Genomic DNA, 19,469 nt, shown 5'->3' on the forward strand with positions numbered 1-19,469 from the left:
ACTGCTGCGGGTGGCTGGGTTACCGTGGCGTGTCGCGGTGGATCGGGGGGTCCGGTGTCCGGGCGCGTGAGTGTTCACAGGGGGCTCGTCATGGTCGGACCAACCGGTGACGACCTCGAGGCCAGACGACAGCACGCGCTGCGCTCGTACGGCCTGCTGGACGAGCGTCACCCGTCCCGCGCCGAGATCCGGTCCCTGGTCGCACTCGCCGCAGCCGCGTCCGGGGTGCCCATGGCGGTCATCAACCTCTTCACCGAGGACGAGCAGCACCAGGTCGAGGCGGTCGGGTTCACCGGCGGGGTCTCGCCGCGCGCCGAGTCGATGTGCGCGGTCGTCGTCGACGAGCCCGAGCCGGTCGTGCTCGCGGACGCCAGCCAGGACGCGCGGTTCCGGGACAGCACCTGGGTGACGGGTCCGGCCTCGGTGCGCTTCTACGCCACCTTCCAGCTGGTCACCCCGGCCAAGGTCCCCATCGGCAGCCTCTGCCTGTTCGACACCGCGCCCCGGCAGCTGGCCGACCAGCACCGGGTCGTGCTCTCCCTGCTCGCCGCCCGGGTGACCGACGTGCTGGAGCTGGAGCTGCAGTCCCGGCGGTGGCGCGCCTCCGCCCGCGCGCTGGAGGTGGCCAACGCCCGGCTCGTGGACTTCGCCGCCACGGTCAGCCACGACCTGCGCGGCCCGCTCTCGACGGTGCAGATGGCGCTCGGCATGCTCGAGGAGCAGGAGGCCGCCCGGGCCGGCGACGACCCGGGCGAGGCGTTCGGGTCCCGCGACCTGCTGAACCGCGCACGCCGCTCGGCCGAGCGGATGTCGACCACGATCGGCCACCTCCTCGCGGAGCCGCGGCCGGCCGACCTCGACGACCTGCGACCCACCTCGTGGCTGCGGGTGGCCGCGGACGCCGTCGAGGACCTCGGTCAGGACCTCGACGTCCTGGACGTCCGCCTCGACCCGACCGACGCCCTCGTCTGCTGCCGACCGGTCGCGCTGCGCCTGACCCTGCAGAACCTGCTCGCCAACGCCGCCCGGTACGCCGGGCCCACCGACCCGAGCATCGAGGTGCGGTGGCACCAGGCCGAGGGCCACTCCGAGATCTCGGTCGTCGACCACGGACCGGGGGTGCCGGTCGAGGACCGGCACCGCATCTTCGCGCCCCGCCAGCGGGGCGGCACGCAGGACGACGGCGGCCGCGGCCTCGGCCTGGCGACCGCGCACCGGCTGGTCACCGAGATGGACGGACGCCTCGAGCTGCGGGACACCCCGGGCGGGGGCGCCACCTTCGTCGTCTCCCTGCCGGACGCCTGAGCCCCGGCTCCCTCAGCGGGGCGGCCGGGACAGGTCGTCGGCGCTGACGGTCGGGGCGTCCCGCAGCGCCGTCACCGTCTGGCCCAGGATCTCCGGGTCGCTCTCGGTCTCGACGTTGGCGAGGAGCAGCGCGGGGCCGCGCACGAGGGCGACCGTGGTGTCGCCCTCGTAGTCCACGACCGCGTAGTCCTCGCCGCCGTCGCAGCCGTAGTCCTCGTCCTCCCAGCGCAGGGCCCGGCAGAGCGCCGTCGCGCCCCCGCCGTCGAGCGCCGCGGAGACGCGCGCCGGGGTCGGCTTCTGCGCCAGCGTCCACGTGTCGTCCCCGACGACCGGGTCCTCGATGCCGGAGAACTCCGTGCGGACCGCCGGGTCCCCGCGCCGCACGCCGTCCACGACGGTCGCTCCTGCGCTCGAGCCGCGGAGCTCGGGCAGGTGGAGCGGGATGCCGACGTCCGCGATGCGCGCGGCGGGGCGGGGGTCGACGTCCCCGCGCCCGGTCCCGGCGTCCGGGCCCGGTGTCCCCGTCGAGCCCGTCGAGCACCCCGCCAGCAGGACGACGGCGGCGACCACGAGCACGGCCCGGGACCCGAGGGAGCGACTCATGCCCTCCATCGTGACGGACGGGTCCACCACTGGCGGGTGCGACGGCGAGGGTCAGGCGGTCGTCGACGAGTAGACGGCGGCGCCGTCGACGTCCTCCCGGAGGAGCTCGCCGCGGGCCGCGAGCAGCTCGAGGTGGGCTCGGGTCTCCATGGTCGCGAGACCGGCGTCGAAGGTGTTCAGCTCGGTGAGCGACCGGGCGTGCCGCGTCCAGGGCAGCGCCCCGGCGACGTCGTGCGCGGTGCTCCCGGAGGCGCCGGACGCCCCGACCGCCGCGCCGCACGCCGCCAGGCGCTGCTCGTGGTGGGCGAGCAGCTCGTCGACCCGGGCGTGGCTGGAGTCGGTCACCGGGCCGTGCGCCGGAAGCAGGCGCAGGTCCGGGAGGTCTCTGACACGGGCCAAGGAGGTCAGGAAGTCGCCGAGGGGGTTCTCGACCGGTGCGGGCTCGAACCCGATCGACGGGGTGATGGTGGGCAGCACGTGGTCACCGGCGAACAGCAGCCCGGCGTCCGTGTCGGCGAACACGACGTGCCCGCGGGTGTGGCCCGGGGTGGGGACGACGTCGAGGGTGCGGCTCCCCACCGTCAGCGACTCCGTGCCGTCGAGCCAGGTGTCGGGGTGCCCCCACTCGTCGAGGTCGACCCGCATGCCCCGGCTCTCCCGGCCCCAGGCGTCGGCCAGGGTCGGGGCACCGCAGCGCCGGAGCACGCCGACCGTGCCGCCCCCGGACGGGCGTTCCCCGGTCGCGACGCCGTACAGCGCCTCGAGGTTGGCGCGCTCCCCCGCGCCCAGGCTGACGTGGGTGCCGAGCTCCCGGGCGATGACGGCGGCGAGCGTGTAGTGGTCGCGGTGGGCGTGGGTGACGAGGAAGCGGGTGATGTCCCGGAGCCCGGCGCCGATGGATGCGAGCCCGGACTCGAGCCGGTCGCGTGCCGCGGCGATCGCCCAGCCGCCGTCGATCAGGGTGAGGCCCTGCTCGGTGGCCAGCACGTAGACGTTGACCGCGCGGAGGGCGTCGTTCGGGAGCGGCAGCGGGATCCGGTGCACGCCCGGCGCGGCCGGCCAGGCGCCGGGCTCGCTCCACGGGGCACCGGAGTCGGGCGAGACCGCACGCGCGGTCGACGAGGCGGACACCGACCGATCCTCGCACTCGTCGTACGCCTCGCGACCGAGGACTGCGATGCTCACACCATGGCTGAGGACGGAACGACGACGTGACCGCGAGCCGCGCCGCGCGCGAGCGCAAGGCCGCCGCCGAGGCCGGCCCGCTCGCCCGGGTGAGGATCGACCTCGGCGCCGACGAGCAGTTCCTCTACAAGATCAGCTGCACGGCCTGCACGACGAGGAAGGACCGCCCGTGGTCGGCGTACCGGCCCGGCGAGGACAACGGCTTCATGGCCGCGATGGACCGGTGGACCTTCCACCTCGTCGAGCGGCACCCCGACGCCGAAGCGCCGTGCCTGGCCTACCTGCCCGCCGCGCAGGAGCGACTGCACGCCCGGCGGGGGTAGGACCGTGGCACGCGTCCTCGTCACCGGCTCGACCACCGGCATCGGCCACGCCACCGCCGCCTCGCTGCTCCGCGACGGCCACGAGGTGGTCGTCCACGCGCGCAGCGACGCGCGACGGGCAGGCGCCGACGACCTCCTCGCCGCGGGCGCGGAGATCGTGGTCGGCGACCTCGCTGAGCTCACGCAGGTGCTCGCCCTCGCGGACGCGGTGGACGACCTCGGACCCGTCGACGCCGTGATCCACAACGCCGGGGTGATCGACGGCCCCGTGCTGGCGGTGAACGTGGTCGCGCCGTACGTGCTCACCGCGCGGGTGCCGGCGCCGCGGCACGTCGTCCTGTCGAGCAGCATGCACCGCGGCGGCAGACCCGACCTCCCCACGGACTGGTCGGGCGCGCGACCGACCCGGTCCTACTCCGACAGCAAGCTCCTCGTCACCACCCTCGTGGCGGGCGTCGCGCGGCGCCGGCCCGATCTCCTGGTCCACGCCGTCGACCCCGGCTGGGTGGCCACGCGGATGGGCGGACCCTCGGCGAGCGGCGACCTCGCGCTGAGCCACTTCACCCAGGCGTGGCTCGCCACCACCGACGACGCGGAGGCCCTGACCTCCGGGGGCTACTGGTTCCACCAGCGCACCCGGCGGACCCACCCTGCGGTGAACGACGAGGCCCTCCAGGACGCCCTCCTGGCGTCGCTCGCGGAGCACACGGGCGTCGACCTGCCGGGCCGCTGAGGTCCAGGGGTGGCGACCCGGCGGGGAAGGCCGCGGGCCCGACCGTCGTTGTGCTGACGTGAGGCTCTCCCTGCTCGACCGCTCCCGCACCCGCGCCGGCACCTCCGACGCCGCGGCGGTCACGGCGACGGTGGCGCGGGCCGTGGACGCCGAGGCCCAGGGCTACCACCGCTTCTGGGTCGCCGAGCACCACGCCGTCCCGGGCATCGCGTCGGGCGCCCCGCCGGTGCTGTTGGCGGCACTGGGCGCCCGGACGACGCGCCTGCGGCTGGGCTCGGGCGGCGTCATGCTGCCGCTGCACCAGCCGCTCGTGGTGGCCGAGCAGTTCCTGCTCCTCGAGGCGCTGCACCCGGGGCGCATCGACCTCGGCCTCGGCCGCTCCCTCGGCTTCACCCCGCCCGTGCGCCGGGCGCTGCGCCGCGAGGACCAGGACGCCGCCGACTTCGAGGCCGACCTCGAGGAGCTGCGGGGGCTGCTCACCGGCACCGGCGAGGTCACCGCACGACCGGCCGCGGGCGGCACGGTCCCGATGCACGTGCTCGCCGTCCGCCACGGCGTCGACGTGGCAGGCCGGCTGGGGCTGCCCGTCGTGGTCGGCGGTCCCGACCTCGGCTCGGACGAGATGGTGCGGTCGCTGGCGGACTACCGCCGTACCTTCCGCCCCTGGCGGGGCAGCAAGCCGTCGGTGACGATCTCCCTCGACGTCACCGTCGCCGACGACGACGCCACCGCCCGCGACCTCGCGCTGCCGGAGGCGTGGGCGATGGCCCAGGCCCGCCGTACCGGTGAGTTCCCGCCCCTGCGGCCGGTCGGTGCGATCCTCGACGAGCCGTGGCCGGACCAGGTGCGCACCCGGGTCGAGGCCTCCCTGGACCGTGCCGTGGCCGGCGGGCCCGCCTCCGTCCGACGCCGCCTGGAGCAGCTCGTCGAGCGCACCGGGGCCGACGAGTTGATGGCCAGCACGTCGACGTACGACACCGACGCGCTGCGCGAGTCCGACCGCCTCCTGCGCGACCTCGTCGCCTGAGCGGGTGCCCGTCGAGGCTCCGCCGGCCACGTCTGGGACGGTTGAGCCCTCGCCCCGCCCGACGTCGACACCTCGACGGAGGTGCGCACGGCGGGACGACGGCACTCCCGTCGGTCCGACCCGCTGCGCGCCGGACGCGGACGTGGGCGCTCGCCGCGCCCGTCGAGACCACCACGAACCCAGAGCCCACCCGTCGAGGAGTCCCCGTGAGCCACCCCCACCCCGAGCTCCAGAAGCCGCCGCGGCTCGCCCGCGGGGCCCTGCGCGTCGTCCCCCTCGGCGGGCTGGGCGAGATCGGCCGCAACATGACCGTCTTCGAGCAGGACGGGAAGCTGCTCGTCGTCGACTGCGGCGTGCTGTTCCCCGAGGAGCACCAACCGGGCGTCGACGTGATCCTCCCGGACTTCTCCTGGATCCGCGACCGCCTCGACAAGGTCGTCGCGATCGTGCTGACGCACGGACACGAGGACCACATCGGCGGTGTGCCCTACCTGCTGCGCGAGCGGGCGGACATCCCCGTGGTCGGCTCACGGCTGACGCTGGCGCTGATCACGGAGAAGCTCAAGGAGCACCGGATCCGCCCGCAGGTCCACCAGGTGAAGGAGGGCGACCGCACGGGTGGGACCTACGGCCCGTTCGACCTGGAGTTCCTCGCGGTCAACCACTCGATCCCCGACGGACTCGCGGTCGCGATCCGCACCCGGGCCGGCCTGGTGCTGCACACCGGCGATTTCAAGATGGACCAGTTCCCGCTGGACCGCCGGATCACCGACCTGAACGCGTTCGCCCGCCTCGGCGACGAGGGCGTCGACCTGTTCCTCACCGACTCGACCAACGCCGAGGTGCCCGGCTTCACGACCTCCGAGCGCGAGCTGACCCCCGCGATCGAGAAGGTCTTCCGCACCGCCCCCCGCCGCGTCATCGTCTCCAGCTTCGCGAGCCACGTGCACCGGATCCAGCAGGTCCTCGACCAGAGCCACGCCGCCGGCCGCAAGGTCGCGTTCGTGGGGCGCTCGATGGTCCGCAACATGGGCGTCGCGCAGGACCTCGGCTACCTGACGGTCGCGAAGGACCTGATCGTGCCGCTGGAGCAGCTCGAGAAGATGCCGCCGCACAAGGTGACGCTGGTCTGCACCGGCTCCCAGGGCGAGCCGATGGCGGCGCTGTCCCGCATGGCGAGCCGCGACCACAAGATCCGGGTCGGCGAGGGCGACACCATCCTCATGGCCAGCTCGGTCATCCCGGGCAACGAGAACGCCATCTCCCAGGTCATCAACGGCCTGACCCGCTGGGGAGCCAACGTCGTCCACAAGGGCAACGCCATGGTCCACGTCTCCGGCCACGCCAGCGCCGGCGAGCTCGTCTACTGCTACAACATCGTCAAGCCGCGCAACGTGATGCCGGTGCACGGCGAGTACCGCCACCTGCGCGCCAACGCCGACCTCGCCGTCAGCGTCGGCATCGACCCCGACCGGGTCGTGCTCGCCGAGGACGGCGTCGTCGTGGACCTGGTCCAGGGCCGCGCGAAGATCACCGGCAAGGTCGCCGCCGGCAACGTGTACGTCGACGCGCAGGTCGTCGGCGGCGTCACCGAGGCCGTCCTGAAGGACCGCCGGACGCTCGCCGAGGAGGGTGTCATCACCGTCCTCGCCATCGTGGACGCCGACACCGGCGCCCTCGCCGACGCCCCCGACTTCCTGGTGCGCGGATTCGTCCACGAGCCCGGGGCCTTCGACGCCGCCGTCAAGGTCGTCGAGAAGACCCTGGCGCGGGCGGCCGCGGAGGGCATCGGCGACGCCCGGCGGCTCGAGCAGATGCTGGGACGGGACGTCGCCCGCTGGGCCGAGCGGACGTTCCGGCGCAAGCCGCTGATCATCCCCGTCATCGTGGACGCCTGAGGTCCAGGACGCGCACCCGTCACCGCGCCCGAACCACGGGATCCGCCCGATCGCGCACGGACGCCCCTGGTCCATGCAACCATCAGCCGGTCGCGCCCACCGGAGCGATGTCGTGCGGGCTCGGGCCCCACTCGAAGAAGAGGTCCCATGCGCTCCCTCCGCCCCCTGCTCCGCAGCGCCGTCGCGGCCGCCGTCCTCGCCGCGGCGAGCTCCCTGCTCGTCGCCGCCCCGGCCCACGCCGAGACCCAGAACACCTACGACCCCCTCGGCGACCCGACCTTCCAGGGTGACGCCGACTTCCCCGGCCGTGAGGGCGTCGAGGACAGCACCGACATCCGCCGCCTGCGGGTCGACACCGCTGACGGCCGCGTGGGGGTCGTCATCAAGGTCGCCGACCTGACCCTCGCCGACACCGACTACGCCACCGCCTCCGTGCGGTTCGTCAGCAACCTGGGTGACGACCGGACCGCCTCGCTCCAGGCCGAGGGTCCGCGCAAGCGGGCCACGCTGCGGGACAACGCGACGGGTCGACCGGTCGCGTGCGCGGACATGGAGGTACGCCGCTCGGCGACGAAGGACCAGTACCGCCTCTCCCTGCCCGCGAGCTGCCTGGGTGAGCAGGTGTCGGCCTTCCAGTTCGGCGCCCGGGTGCAGATCGCGGACCTCACCAGCGGGAACCCCGCCTGCTGCCCGAACGGGTACGCGGACGATGCCCGGCGCGACGGCACCCTCGGGAACCAGATCCGCTACGGGACCCGCGTCGTCCGCGTCGACTGACCGGGAGGGGCGGCCCGTCACCCCCTCGACGTCCCTGCCCCGACGACGCACCGTCGCGGTCGGCTGCCCCCCACTGCCGACCGCGACGGCCCGACTGCCGCGCAGCCGTGCGTGCGGCCCGCAGCTACCGGATGCGGGCCCGGACCGGCGACGACGCGGGCGCGGGTCGGGTACGGGTGGTGCCAGCAGCGATGTCGCGGCGGTTCTTCGTGGTCACGTGGTTGCTCCAGGGATGGGTCCGGGTCGTGCCTGACCGCCCCACCCTCACCGGACCCGGCCGTGGTCGGTACTAGCCACGAGACCCATGTTCCGCCGACCCACCCACCGTGCTGCCTGGCCAGTGCCGCGTGTCGAAGGTTCTTGCACGGTTGCCGTGTTCCAGGTGCGTGCAGCGCGAGGACGAGGAGGGAAGGCGGGCCGTGGCCCGTCGACTGACGAGGACGCTGCGATGTGCGTGCCTGGGATGCGGCAACCGCCGAGGTTCTTCGGACGCGCGGCACTAGGCTGACGCGGCCCGACCCCACGTCGGCGGGGTCGCGGCCGCAGCTCCCCTCGAGACGACAGGTGGCGGCCCATCAGCGAGTACGACGCCTCCCTCGGCGCCCCGGTCCGCCGCGAGGTGCTGCTGACCCCCGACTGGTCGGGGGTGCTCGACGCGAGCCCGGCCTGCCGCTTCCAGCTGCGCCTGTCGCGCGAGGACATCCTCGACGGCAGCGGTGCCGTGCTCGACCCCGACGACGAGCGACTCGTTCCGGCGCGCGAGGAGCAGCGCCGTACCGGTTCCTTCCGCGGGCGGCTGCGGCTGCTGCCGAAGGACGGCACGGCCTTCGAGGCCACCGTCTCGGTCGTCGCGGCCGCGTCCTCGGGCGGGGACGGGAACGCACGGGAGGAGCTGCTGGTCCTGACCTACGAGCCCGAGCGCCTGGTGCCGCCCGGGCTCGAGAAGGAGTGGTCCCGCCATCCGCTCCACCACTCCCCGGACGTGGTGGCGCTGTACGAGGCCGACGGCACGCTGCGCTACATCAGTCCCTCCGTCGAGGACGTCCTGGGCTGGACGCCGCAGGAGATGACCGGCCGGGTCACCATCGACCTCGTCCACCCCGACGACGTCGAGGCGATGATCGACGCGATGCTCACGGCCGCCGACGACACCGGTCCCCCGCGCCCCGTGGTCTTCCGCGTGCTGCACCGCGACGGGGCGTGGCGCCACCTCGAGGTGATGCTGAGGGACCTCTCCGACGACCCGGACGTCGGCGGGTCGACGGTGCACTTCCGTGACATCACGAGCCGCGTCGAGGAGCTCGGAGCGAGCTACTTCGAGGGGCTGAACGCGCTCGAGGGCGCGGCCGGTATCGCGAACCTGACGCCGGAGGGGCGTCCGGTGCGCTTCAACGACCGGTTCGGAGAGGTCGTGGGCCGCGACCGCGCGGAGCTCCTCGCGCTCGAGGTCCTCGGTGACGTCGTGCACCCCGACGACCGCGCCGCCCACGCCGCCGAGCTCCGACGCGTGGCGCGGGGTGGCGAGCCCGCGGCCACGGAGTGGCGCCACGTCCGGTCGGACGGCACCGTCGCCTGGGTCAGCGCGACGGTGCACCGACCGCCCCGCTCCGTCGTCGCGCCCGACCTGCTGGTGGTGACGGTCGAGGACGTCGGCGCCCGCAAGGAGGCCGAGCGTGCCCTCGGGTTGCTGACGCCGCGTGAGCGGGAGGTGCTCGGGATGATCGTCGACGGCCTCGACAACAACGACATCGCCCGCGCGCTGTTCGTCAGCGTCCACACGGTCAAGCACCACGTGCAGGGCGTGCTCCGGAAGCTGGAGGTCCCCGACCGTCGGCGGGCGGCCGCGCGCGTCGCGGCGCTGGACACGCCCTAGGGGACGCCGAGGCACGGCGTCCCCCGGGGCGGGTCAGCCCTGCTTGAAGACCTCGACGTAGTCGACCCGCAGGGCGACCGTGTCCTGGCCGGCCGGCATGGACGGCCAGGCGCCGTTCATCTTGTGCACGTGGGTCTGGAAGCCGATCCACATCGCCTTGTGCGGGATCTTGTTCACGTCGGTGACGGTGTGGACCTTCTCGCCGTTGATCCAGTAGGACAGCTCGTCCGCGGACCACCGCATGCTGATGGTCTGCCACTGCGAGAAGTCGAGGCCACGGTTGAACTTCTGGTCGACGCCCCGGCCTGTGGCGGACGACGGGTTCTTGTAGTGGGTGCTCTGCGCCATCATGTCGCGGTTGCCGCGCGACTCGTAGATCTCGTAGAAGTCGATCTCCGGGGGCCAGCTGCCGTCGGTCGGCCATGTCAGCGCGGCGGCCGAGAACCCGGTGCCCTTGTCGAAGCGGATGCGGGTGTCGATGCGGCCGTACTGCTGGACCGTGTCCTTCCACTTCCAGGCGCCGACACCTCCGCTGCGCCACCCGTCGGGCGTCATCCGGTTGTGCAGCACGAGCTCCCCGTTGGAGACCTCGACCTGCGAGCCGTGCCAGACCGTGTCCCGGCAGCAGCCCGGGGTGCCGTAGAACGGCGTCCAGCGGCTCGTGTCCAGCGTGCTCCCGCTGAAGTCCTCACGGCCGACGCTCGCCCAGTCGGCGGGCTGGGGCTCGGGGTCCGGTGTCGGCTCGGGGTCCGGTGTCGGCTCGGGGTCCGGCGTGGGCTCGGGGCTCGGCTCGGGGCTCGGCTCGGGCGTGGGCTCGGGCGTGGGCTCCGGGGACGGCTCGGGGGACGGTTCGGGGCTCGGCTCCGGCGAGGGCTCCGGGGAAGGCTCGGGGCTCGGCTCCGGCGAGGGCTCCGGGGACGGCTCGGGGCTCGGCTCCGGCGAGGGCTCCGGGGACGGCTCGGGGCTCGGCTCCGGGGACGGCTCCGGCGTCGGCTCCGGGGAAGGCTCGGGCGTGGGCTCCGGCTCGCCGGGGTTCACGTCCGGCAGGTCCCACCCGTAGACCTTGATGTAGTCGACGCTGGTCCGGGCGTTCCTCGCGGTGGCGGGGACCTTGCCGCGGGCGTTGCGGTGGACGACGGTCTGCAGCAGCGGCCAGAGGCTGCCGGTGGGCAGCAACTCGGGGGCGCGGTCGATGCGGGTGACGACGCCGTCGATCAGGTAGATGACCTTGGTGGCGTCCCAGCGCACGCTGACGGTGCGCCACTGCGTGAAGTTCCCGCGCCGCGTCGAGGACTTGCGGGAGCGGGTGCCGTCGGCCGTCCGGAAGTGCGTCTGCTGCACCGCCTGCTGGCGGGACGCCCAGGTGGCGGGGCTGGAGTACAGCTCCAGTGCCGGCGGTGCGGACTGCGCGTCCGGCCAGAGCATCAGGTTGGTCTCGACGCCCGCACCGGCCGCGGTCATGACGCGCATGTCGACGCGGCCCTCGCGCAGGTTGGCGGCGTCCCAGCCCCACCCGCCGACGGCCCCCGAGGACCAGACGCCGTTCTTCCCGGCGCCGCTGCTCAGGCGCAGGGCCCCCTTGCGGACCTGCGCGCGCCAGGGGCGGAAGGTGTGGCTCGCGTCGCCGGAGGACCGGGAGTCGTAGGCGTGCCAGCGGGTGCGGTCGAAGCCGGTGAAGTCCTCGGTGTCGAGGAGCTTCCAGTCGGCGTCCGCGACCCCGGGCTCCGGGGTCTGCGCTGCGGCGACGACCCGGCCGGCCGCGGTCGAACCGGCGGGCGTGGTCGCCGCGGCCTGGGTCGAGACGGTCCCGGCGGCGACGACGAGCGTGGCGCTGGCTGCGGCGAGCAGGCGGCGGGTACGTCGCAGGGCCGCGCCGCGGGGGCTGCAGGCTGGGTGAAGGGACATGGCACGATCTCCGGCTCGGGATGTCCGCGGGGTCGGACACCTGAATCGTGAGGTCTGCTCAGGCTTCCTGCAGGAAAAGCGCAAAAGTCAGCGACACGCCTGCTGACCTGCCACTATGCGCGGCGCGGCGGCCGCCTGACGAGGTCGACCGACCCGCCGTCAGACCAGCTCGGAGAACTCCAGGAGGTGGCCGTCGGGATCCGCGGTGAAGCACCTGACCTCGTGGACGTTCCTGATCGGTGGCGTGAGGAACGTGACCCCACGGCCCGCGAGGACGTCGTGCACGTGCCGGCAGTCGCTCACCCTGACGGTGATGGCGTGGCTCACGCTCGCGGAGCCCTGCGGGGGCTCGAAGGTGATCGCCGGCTTGTCGGCGGTCGGCGGACCGCCGGCGACGAGCAGCAGCCACGTGCCCGCGAACCGCATCACGGCACTGTCTCCCCCGTAGGTGCGCTCGAGCCGTGCGCCGATCCGGCCGGCCCACCACTCGACCGACCTCGGCACGTCCGACACGACCAGGATCGTCGTCGCCTCGACGTCCGCCTCGGGGAACTCACCCTGCGGGTCCTGCTCACCGTGCTCCATGCGTGTCGCACCCCTTCCTGCCGGGTCTGCCGTTCGTCGGGTCCGAGGCGTCGGCGCGTCAGGGACTCCTCCCTCGGGCATGTCGCTCGCCCTAGTCTGACCCCATGTTCCGGCGCCGCCCCAGACCAGAGCCCGAGGTCGTCCGCACGGACGACGAGTGGCGCGCGAGCCTCGACCCCGAGGCCTACCGGGTGCTCCGTCGCGCGGGCACCGAGGCCCCCGGGACCAGTCCCTACGAGCACCCGCCGGCCGACGCGGCCGGGGTGTACCGGTGCCGGGGCTGCGGAGCCGAGCTGTTCCGGGCTGCCGACCAGTTCGACTCCCGGACGGGATGGCCCAGCTTCACCTCCGCGGCGACCCCGGACGCCGTCGGCGTCCGCACCGACTTCAGGATGCTCGTGCCACGACGCGAGGCCACCTGCACCCGCTGCGGAGGACACCTGGGACACGTGTTCGCGGACGGCCCGGCGCCCACGGGCCAGCGGTGGTGCATCAACGGGGCGGCCCTCACCGCGGACGAGGTCGACCAGGGGTGAACGGGCGCGGGTGAGACTCCCCGAAGGGAGGCGTGCTGGTCGGCAGGGCCCCCTGGCCGGGCGGTCTAGACCACTGGCGTTGTTCCGGCCGCCGTGCTGGGACTCGGCGTCGGCTTCGCTGTACCTTCAGCCCCCCGTCGGTGCGCACCGTTGCACGCCGACCGAGAACGGGGGATCACTCATGACCGTCCACCACCGCCGCCGACGCCGACTCGCGTCCCTGGCCACGTTCGCCACGGCGGGCCTCGCCGTCCAGACCGTCGTCGCCGTCACCGGCGCGCCCGCCCAGGCCGCACCCGCCGAGGACTGCGCGGCCGCCTACCCGGTCGCCGAGCTCGCCGACGGCGACGCCGTCAGCGGCCTCACCGTCACCCGAGGCACCGAGCCCACCGGGTTCACCGGTGAGATCCTCGGGGTCCTCGAGGACGGCATCGCCCCCGACGTCGACATGGTCATGGCCGAGCTCGACATGCCGGAGTTCCAACGCACGGGCGGCATCTGGCAGGGGATGTCCGGCTCGCCGGTCTACGCGGAGGACGGCCGCCTGATCGGCGCCGTCGCCTACGGTCTCTCCTTCGGCCCCTCCCCCGTGGCCGGCATCACGCCGTTCGAGGACATGGACGACTACCTCGCCGCCGGCGCGCCGCCCACGCGCATCGCGCTGACGGGTGCCGACGCCCGCACCGTCGCCCGCGAGGCCGACATCGCCCCGTCCGAGGCCTCCCGCGGCTTCTCCCAGCTCCCGATCCCGCTCGGGGTCTCCGGCGTCTCGGCGCGGCGCCTCGCCCAGGTGAAGGCCGACGGCCCGACGTCCCTGGCCAGGAACACGGTCGTGGCGGGCAAGGCCTCGGCTGCGGCGGCCGACGCGGACACCATCGTGGCGGGCGGCAACGTCGCGGGCTCCGCGGCGTACGGCGACATCTCGTTCTCCGGCGTCGGCACGGCCACCTCGGTGTGCGACGGCCGCGTGGTCGGGTTCGGTCACCCGCTGGCGTTCCTGGGCACGACCACCCTCGGCCTGCACCCTGCCGACACCCTGTACGTCCAGCCGGAGAGCGTCGGCGCGCCGTTCAAGGTCGCCAACGTCGCCCCGCCCGTGGGCACCGTGACCGACGACCGGACCACGGGCATCACCGGCACGTTCGGCGCCGCCCCCGAGGGGGCCCGGGTCGCCTCGACCGTGGAGTACGCCGGTCGCTCGCGCACCGGGGACACCGAGGTCTTCGCGTCACAGTTCCTGCCCGACGTCGCCATCTACCAGGTCCTCGCCAACCAGGACCGCGTGGTCGACGGCCCGTCCAACGGTTCCGAGCTGATGACGTGGACCATCACGGGCTCCGACGACGGCGAGCCGTTCTCGCTGTCCTCCACCGACCGCTGGAGCGGTCAGGACCTCGCCTTCATCACGGCCTTCACCCTGGCCGAGGTCGTCTCCCGGGTGACCAGGATCGACGGCGTCACCGTCGACTCGGTCACCACCGAGGCGAACGTCGACGACAACCCCGAGCGCCACACGCTCGCCGGCGTCCAGCAGCTCCGGAACGGTCGGTGGGTCACCGTCACCGCGAAGGCACCCGCCCAGGGCACGGCCGGCGAGTCCATGCGCCTGCGGGCCCTCCTCGCCGGGAGCGCCGGGTCGAAGGTCCTGCCGCTGAGCCCGATCACGCTCCCCCGCAACGCCCCGCGCCGGCTACGGCTCGTGGCGCAGGGCGGTGACGCCGGCTTCGGCTTCGTCCGCGGCAGCACGGTCGACAGGCTCCGTACGGCCCTCGCCTCGCAGCTGCGGCACGACCAGGTCCGCGTGCAGGTCGGCACGCCGGACAAGGTGCAGGTCGACCGCTTCGGCGGGGACGGGGGCTTCTTCTCCGGCGGGCGGGACCGTCGTCGTCCGTCCTTCGTGCGCACCCGCACCTCCGAGCCCCAGGCCGTCGTGGTCAAGGGCCTGCGCAGCCTGAGGGTCGACGTGCGCCGCTGACACGTCAGCGAGACGCGCACGCCACTCGGATGGTCCGCTCCGGGACGAGCCGATCCCGAGATCCAGGAGGCCCTCGACCCGCATCACTGCGGGTCGGGGGTCTTCACTCGAGGTCCTCGAGTGCCGGCGGTCGAGCGACAACCGGCCGCTGGCGCTCAGCGTCCACGTGGCATGGGATCTGTCGCGGCCACCTGGCTCGTGCAGCACCGCGATCCGGTCCTCGACGCAGGTGGCTCCGCACGGGACCGGTTCCTCGGTCGAGCCGCGTGCCGGTCCGGCGTCGGGCCGCCCACATCGCGATCTGGGTCAGCTGCACCTCGTGCGTCAGCGAGGACGCACGCAAGGCGGCCGAGCTCAACTGGGACCGTGTCGAGGCGGGACAGCTCTGGTGCGAGGTCTTCGACGAGGAGGACGCATCCACTCTCGACTGCTCGTCAGTCCGAAACCGGTACGAGACCACTTCTCCGTGCCGCCCGATCTCTCCGGTCACAGGATCTGGCCCGCGGAGTCGACAGGGGACTACCTCGCGCGCCGGCCGTGCCACCGCAGGAACGACCTCGGTGACGCGGACCCGGACGCGCTGCCGCTGCAGCTCGACGTCGAGGAACCCGAGGCCATCGAGCACGCCGACCTCCGTGACGCCACGGTCGCAGCGTTCGGTGAACCCGTCCTCGACGGGGCGCCACCGGCGGTCACCGGCGCAGGTGGTCGCGCAGCCGGCGGGCCACGCGACCCATCGTGGCCTCGGCCGCGGGCTGCACGGCGGCGGCGACACTCGACTCCGTCAGGGCGGCGATCGCGAAGAGACCGCCGTCCGCGTGCTCGACGACGCCCATCTCGTGCCGCAGGTTCAACAGCGTCCCGCTCTTCGAGGACCAGGTCGACGCATCGGACGCGAAGTCCGGCCACAGCCGCTGTCGCTGGACCACGTTGTCGCCCATCAACGACCGGACCCGCGCGGAGACCGACTCGTCGAGGGTTCCGTCTGCGACCCAGATGCGCTCGAGCAGGTCGACGCAGCCCCGCGCCGAGGCCGCATTGGCGTGTCCGACGTCGAGCTGCGGCACCCGGTGACCGCCGCCGGGGGTACCGCCACCTGCTGCCAGCGCGTACGCCATCGCGCTGACCTCCACCATGGCCTCGAGCGGTGTCTCGGTCAGCTCGCCGACCCGGTGACGGACGAGGAATCCGTGGACCCCCCACGACCGCAGGTCCGCGTCGACCTCACGAGGGGGGACGCGCTCGAAGAGCGCGTCGGCGGCGACGGTGTCACTGAGGGACACCGCGAGGTAGAGCAGGTCGCCCAGGGCGATCGTCGCGGGGTGGCGGAACTTGGTGACCCCCACGGGCCCTGTGACCTCGGTGGCACCGGGCATGACCCGCACCTCGTCGGCGGCGTCGAGCTCCCCGGTCCGCATGCGTTCGAGCACGGAGAGCGCGAGCGGGATCTTCACCAGGGAGGCGATCGGCACCTGCGTGTCCGGGTCGATGCCGATCTCCTCCCCCGTCAGGAGGTCTCGCACGAGGTACCACCCGCGCAGACCCGCGGTCTCGAGGTCGGACGCGACCTCCCGGAGCAGCCGGTGCGAGGCCGTCACCGGTCGACACCTCCGTCGGACGTGACCCCGAGCGCGTGGGCCAGGGCCGGCCCCAGCACACGGGTGAGGCGCACGGTGTCCGTCGCCACCAGGGCGCTCATGACGAACCCGCGCTCGAGACTCGGTGCCGCCAGCGCGGCCCACGGCAGGTCCAGCCGTCGAGCCTCCGCCTGCGAGACGACGACGAGGTCGTCCGAACCCAGCACCGACGCCAGCGCGCTCGGGATCGATCCGGCCACTCGCACGCGCTGCGCCGGCATGCCCGCTCCCTCCATCGCCGTGGCCAGGGGGTCCCGCACGTGCGGGACGTCGTCCTCGGGCAGCAGCCACACCCGGGTCCCGCGGGCGGACGGGCTCCCTCGCCGGGGCCCGAGCTGGTCGAGGTGGACCCTGCCGGTCCGGGGGACCGCCCCAGCCACGCCGAGCCTGACCCGCCAGCTCGCGGCGTCGGGCGCGCAGGGCAGGACGGCCGCACCGACCAAACCCCGGGCCACCATCTCCGGACGTCGGCGGGGGCCTGCCTCCTGGACGAGGACCGGCAGGTCCGCGTCCAGCCCGGCCAGCTCGATCGCGGCCACGTCCCGCGCGTCGCAGCCGGTGGGAACGGCGACACCCATGGCGCTGAGGCGGGACTCCTCGGCCTCCGCGGCCAGGTCGTCGGTCGCGTCCAGCACCCGACGGGCCGCCGGCAGCACCCGACGTCCGAGCACGGTGAGGGAGGGGGTCCTGCCCGTCCGGTCCAGCAGCACCCCGCCCAGGTGACGTTCGAGGGCTGCGACCCTGCGACTCACCACCGGCTGGGAGACGCCGAGCACCGCGGCGCCGCGCGTGAAGCTCCGTCGGTCGGCGACGCTCACGAAGGCACGGCAGGCACTGGACACGTCCACGGGGACATCGTGCCTCATGCACTTCGTGCATGGGACCCTCGACAATCGTCTTCGACAGCATGGCTCCCCGGCCCCGAAGGTACGGGCATGGCATCTCGGAAAGGCCGCCACCTCTGCTCGCTGCTGCTCGTCTCGGTCCTCATGGGCGTCGTCGCCTCCGGCCTCGTGCTGCCGGTCGCGGGACTGGCCGGACTCGGCGCCCGCGCCGGGGCCGTCGAGCTCCTGGCGTCGCCCACGGGTCTGGACCTGGAACCCCTGCCCCAGCGGACCGAGATCCTCGATGCCCGCGGTGACGTCCTGGCCCACGTGTTCGAGGAGAACCGGACGGTGGTCCCGCTGGCTCGCACCTCCACCCGGCTGCGCCAGGCCGTGCTCTCCATCGAGGACTACCGCTTCTACCAGCACGGCGCGCTCGACCTGCGGGGCACCCTGCGGGCGTTGCTCACGAACGTCGGGTCCGAGGACGTCGTCCAGGGCGGATCCACGATCACGCAACAGCTCGTCAAGCAGACCCTGGTGACCCAGGCCGACTCCCGGGCCGAGCAACGCGCTGCCACGGAGCGCAGCTACACGCGCAAGCTGATGGAGCTGCGCTACGCCATCGCGATGGAGGACACCCACTCCAAGGACTGGATCCTCGAGCGCTACCTCAACACCGTCTACCTCGGCGGCGGGGCCTACGGCGTCGAGGCGGCCGCCCAGCGCTGGTTCAGCGTCCGCGCCGCGGACCTCGACCTCGGACAGTCGGCGCTGATCGCCGGCATGATCCAGAGCCCTGCGGCACTGGACCCGTCCGCGACCCCGGACCGGGCGAGGGCACGCCGCGACGTGGTGCTCGCCCGCATGGCCCAGCTCGGAGTCGTCACCGAGCGCCGAGCCCGGCAGGCGCAGCGTCAGCCGCTCGGTCTCGACCCGACCGTCCTGTCCAACGGCTGCGTCGACACGAGTGCGCCGTTCTTCTGTGCCTACGCACTGCGACACCTGGCGACGGACCCCGACCTGGGCGCGACTCCCCGAGAGCGCACCGCCCTGCTGCGGTCGGGTGGACTGCGGATCCACACCACCCTCGAGCCCTCGCACCAAGCGGCCGCCGACGCCTCCGTGAGCACCTACACCGACCCCACCGACCAGGCGATCGGCGCACTCGCCATGGTTCGCCCGGGCACCGGGGCCGTCACCGGTCTGGCGCAGTCCCGACCGATGGGCGGCGACGCCGTCGAGGGTGAGACCTTCCTCAACTTCACGGTCCCCCACCAGTACGGCGACTCGAACGGGTTCCAGGCCGGGTCGACCTTCAAGGCGTTCGTCCTCGCCGCCGCGATCGAGCAGGGCGTGCCCCTCGACCGCACCTACCGGACCCCCGACGAGATGGTCTTCGACCAAGCCGACTTCGCGAACTGCCCCGGTGCGCCTCCGTTCGGCGGGACCTTCGTCGTCGGCAACCGAGCGGTCGCCTCGTCGGGGACGGAGGACCTCTACTCCGGCACCCGGAACAGCATCAACACGTTCTTCCTCCAGCTCACCCAGGAGACCGGTGTGTGCGAGCCCTTCCGGCTCGCGAAGGAGATGGGGGTCCGCCTCACCTCCCCCGAGGGGTCCGAGAGCACGCTGCCCGAGCGGACACCGATCTTCCCGCTCGGGGTGGTCGACGCCAGTCCCCTGGAGATGGCGGAGGCGTACGCGACCTTCGCCGCCAGGGGCCTGCACTGCGACTCGCGACCCGTCAGCGCCATCCGCGACGGAGCCGACCACCTGGTGAAGGAGTACGAGCCGGTGTGCGAGCAGGTGATGGCCGGCTCGACCGCGGACGCCGTCAACGACGTCCTCCGCGGGGTCCTCGAGGGCGGGTTCGCCGCGGAGCAGGCGCTCTCGGTGCCGTCGGCCGGCAAGACCGGGAACAACGAGGGACTGTCGGTCTGGTTCGCGGGCCACACCCCCCACCTCGCCGCGGCCGCGATGCTGGCCGGCGCCGACGAGGCCGGCAACCCGACGTCCCTGGACGGCACCGTCGTGGGGGGCGTCCCGATCTACGGCGCCTCCGGGTCCGCCTACGCGGCTCCCATCTGGGGCGACGCGATGAAGGCCGTCGACGACTCCCTGCCACCCGATGACTTCACCCCGCCCGTCGGCGTCTCGGGCGTGCAGCCCTGATCCCGTTCGCCGGGATGCTGCGCCGACCGTCGGCGTGATCACGACGCCGGCACCGGCCCGGGGATGACGGCGAAGCGCTGCACGACGAGGAGGCCGCCGCCGCCTCCA

General features: G+C 73.7%; 16 protein-coding genes. 10 read left to right on the top strand and 6 right to left on the bottom strand.

Features of this window, described 5'->3' with window-relative positions; all coding sequences use genetic code 11:
• Window positions 1-90: 90 nt before the first annotated feature.
• Window positions 91-1,305 (top strand): HAMP domain-containing sensor histidine kinase, encoded by a 1,215-nt coding sequence (locus tag Q0858_RS16580; protein ID WP_299056720.1) that lies wholly within the window; start codon window positions 91-93, stop codon window positions 1,303-1,305.
• 12 nt (window positions 1,306-1,317) lie between these two features.
• On the opposite strand, the gene Q0858_RS16585 is transcribed toward Q0858_RS16580, so the two are convergent.
• Both Q0858_RS16585 and Q0858_RS16590 read right to left on the bottom strand, forming a co-directional pair.
• The gene (locus Q0858_RS16585) at window positions 1,318-1,908 is read right to left on the bottom strand and encodes a hypothetical protein (protein ID WP_299056722.1); all 591 of its coding nucleotides are present in this window, start codon (window positions 1,906-1,908) and stop codon (window positions 1,318-1,320) included.
• Window positions 1,909-1,959: 51 nt separating this feature from the next.
• Window positions 1,960-3,039 carry an MBL fold metallo-hydrolase gene (locus Q0858_RS16590; protein ID WP_299056724.1) on the bottom strand — a complete coding sequence of 360 codons (1,080 nt, stop codon included), beginning with the start codon at window positions 3,037-3,039 and terminating at the stop codon, window positions 1,960-1,962.
• Between the two features lie 80 nt (window positions 3,040-3,119).
• Here Q0858_RS16590 and Q0858_RS16595 point away from each other — a divergent pair, with 80 nt between their 5' ends.
• From Q0858_RS16595 to Q0858_RS16620, 6 genes are all read left to right on the top strand, one after another.
• Window positions 3,120-3,416 (top strand): hypothetical protein, encoded by a 297-nt coding sequence (locus tag Q0858_RS16595; protein ID WP_299056726.1) that lies wholly within the window; start codon window positions 3,120-3,122, stop codon window positions 3,414-3,416.
• Between the two features lie 4 nt (window positions 3,417-3,420).
• On the top strand, window positions 3,421-4,149 hold the full coding sequence (locus Q0858_RS16600) for an SDR family NAD(P)-dependent oxidoreductase (RefSeq protein WP_299056728.1): 729 nt from the start codon (window positions 3,421-3,423) through the stop codon (window positions 4,147-4,149).
• Window positions 4,150-4,207: 58 nt separating this feature from the next.
• Window positions 4,208-5,176: an MsnO8 family LLM class oxidoreductase gene (locus Q0858_RS16605; protein WP_299056731.1), complete on the top strand. Its 969-nt coding sequence runs from the start codon at window positions 4,208-4,210 to the stop codon at window positions 5,174-5,176.
• Window positions 5,177-5,382: 206 nt separating this feature from the next.
• Complete coding sequence (locus Q0858_RS16610) at window positions 5,383-7,074, top strand: ribonuclease J (protein ID WP_299056734.1); 1,692 nt, start codon at window positions 5,383-5,385, stop codon at window positions 7,072-7,074.
• A 147-nt stretch (window positions 7,075-7,221) separates the two neighbouring features.
• A complete protein-coding gene (locus tag Q0858_RS16615; protein ID WP_299056737.1) occupies window positions 7,222-7,851 on the top strand; it encodes a hypothetical protein in 630 nt (209 codons plus the stop codon).
• 619 nt (window positions 7,852-8,470) lie between these two features.
• Complete coding sequence (locus Q0858_RS16620; protein WP_299056739.1) at window positions 8,471-9,724, top strand: PAS domain S-box protein; 1,254 nt, start codon at window positions 8,471-8,473, stop codon at window positions 9,722-9,724.
• A gap of 33 nt (window positions 9,725-9,757) precedes the next feature.
• Here the strand turns inward: Q0858_RS16620 and Q0858_RS16625 are convergent, their stop codons facing one another.
• The gene (locus Q0858_RS16625; protein ID WP_299056742.1) at window positions 9,758-11,629 is read right to left on the bottom strand and encodes a family 16 glycosylhydrolase; all 1,872 of its coding nucleotides are present in this window, start codon (window positions 11,627-11,629) and stop codon (window positions 9,758-9,760) included.
• 159 nt (window positions 11,630-11,788) lie between these two features.
• A complete protein-coding gene (locus tag Q0858_RS16630) occupies window positions 11,789-12,214 on the bottom strand; it encodes a VOC family protein (protein WP_299056745.1) in 426 nt (141 codons plus the stop codon).
• A gap of 104 nt (window positions 12,215-12,318) precedes the next feature.
• Here Q0858_RS16630 and msrB point away from each other — a divergent pair, with 104 nt between their 5' ends.
• Both msrB and Q0858_RS16640 read left to right on the top strand, forming a co-directional pair.
• Window positions 12,319-12,750 carry a peptide-methionine (R)-S-oxide reductase MsrB gene (gene msrB / locus Q0858_RS16635; RefSeq protein WP_299056747.1) on the top strand — a complete coding sequence of 144 codons (432 nt, stop codon included), beginning with the start codon at window positions 12,319-12,321 and terminating at the stop codon, window positions 12,748-12,750.
• A 181-nt stretch (window positions 12,751-12,931) separates the two neighbouring features.
• Window positions 12,932-14,725, top strand: a complete 1,794-nt coding sequence (locus tag Q0858_RS16640) for a SpoIVB peptidase S55 domain-containing protein (protein WP_299056750.1) — start codon at window positions 12,932-12,934, stop codon at window positions 14,723-14,725.
• A 692-nt stretch (window positions 14,726-15,417) separates the two neighbouring features.
• Here Q0858_RS16640 and Q0858_RS16645 read toward each other — a convergent pair.
• Together Q0858_RS16645 and Q0858_RS16650 are read right to left on the bottom strand one after the other, a co-directional pair.
• Window positions 15,418-16,323 (bottom strand): serine hydrolase, encoded by a 906-nt coding sequence (locus tag Q0858_RS16645; protein ID WP_299056753.1) that lies wholly within the window; start codon window positions 16,321-16,323, stop codon window positions 15,418-15,420.
• A complete protein-coding gene (locus Q0858_RS16650) occupies window positions 16,320-17,210 on the bottom strand; it encodes a LysR family transcriptional regulator (RefSeq protein WP_299056756.1) in 891 nt (296 codons plus the stop codon). The genes Q0858_RS16645 and Q0858_RS16650 overlap by 4 nt, the downstream gene beginning before the upstream one ends.
• Before the next feature lie 87 nt (window positions 17,211-17,297).
• On the opposite strand from Q0858_RS16650, the gene Q0858_RS16655 reads away from it, so the two are divergent.
• Window positions 17,298-19,361, top strand: a complete 2,064-nt coding sequence (locus Q0858_RS16655) for a transglycosylase domain-containing protein (RefSeq protein WP_299056759.1) — start codon at window positions 17,298-17,300, stop codon at window positions 19,359-19,361.
• Window positions 19,362-19,469 lie beyond the last annotated feature (108 nt).

The organism is uncultured Nocardioides sp. (assembly GCF_947489365.1).
GTDB lineage: Bacteria > Actinomycetota > Actinomycetes > Propionibacteriales > Nocardioidaceae > Nocardioides.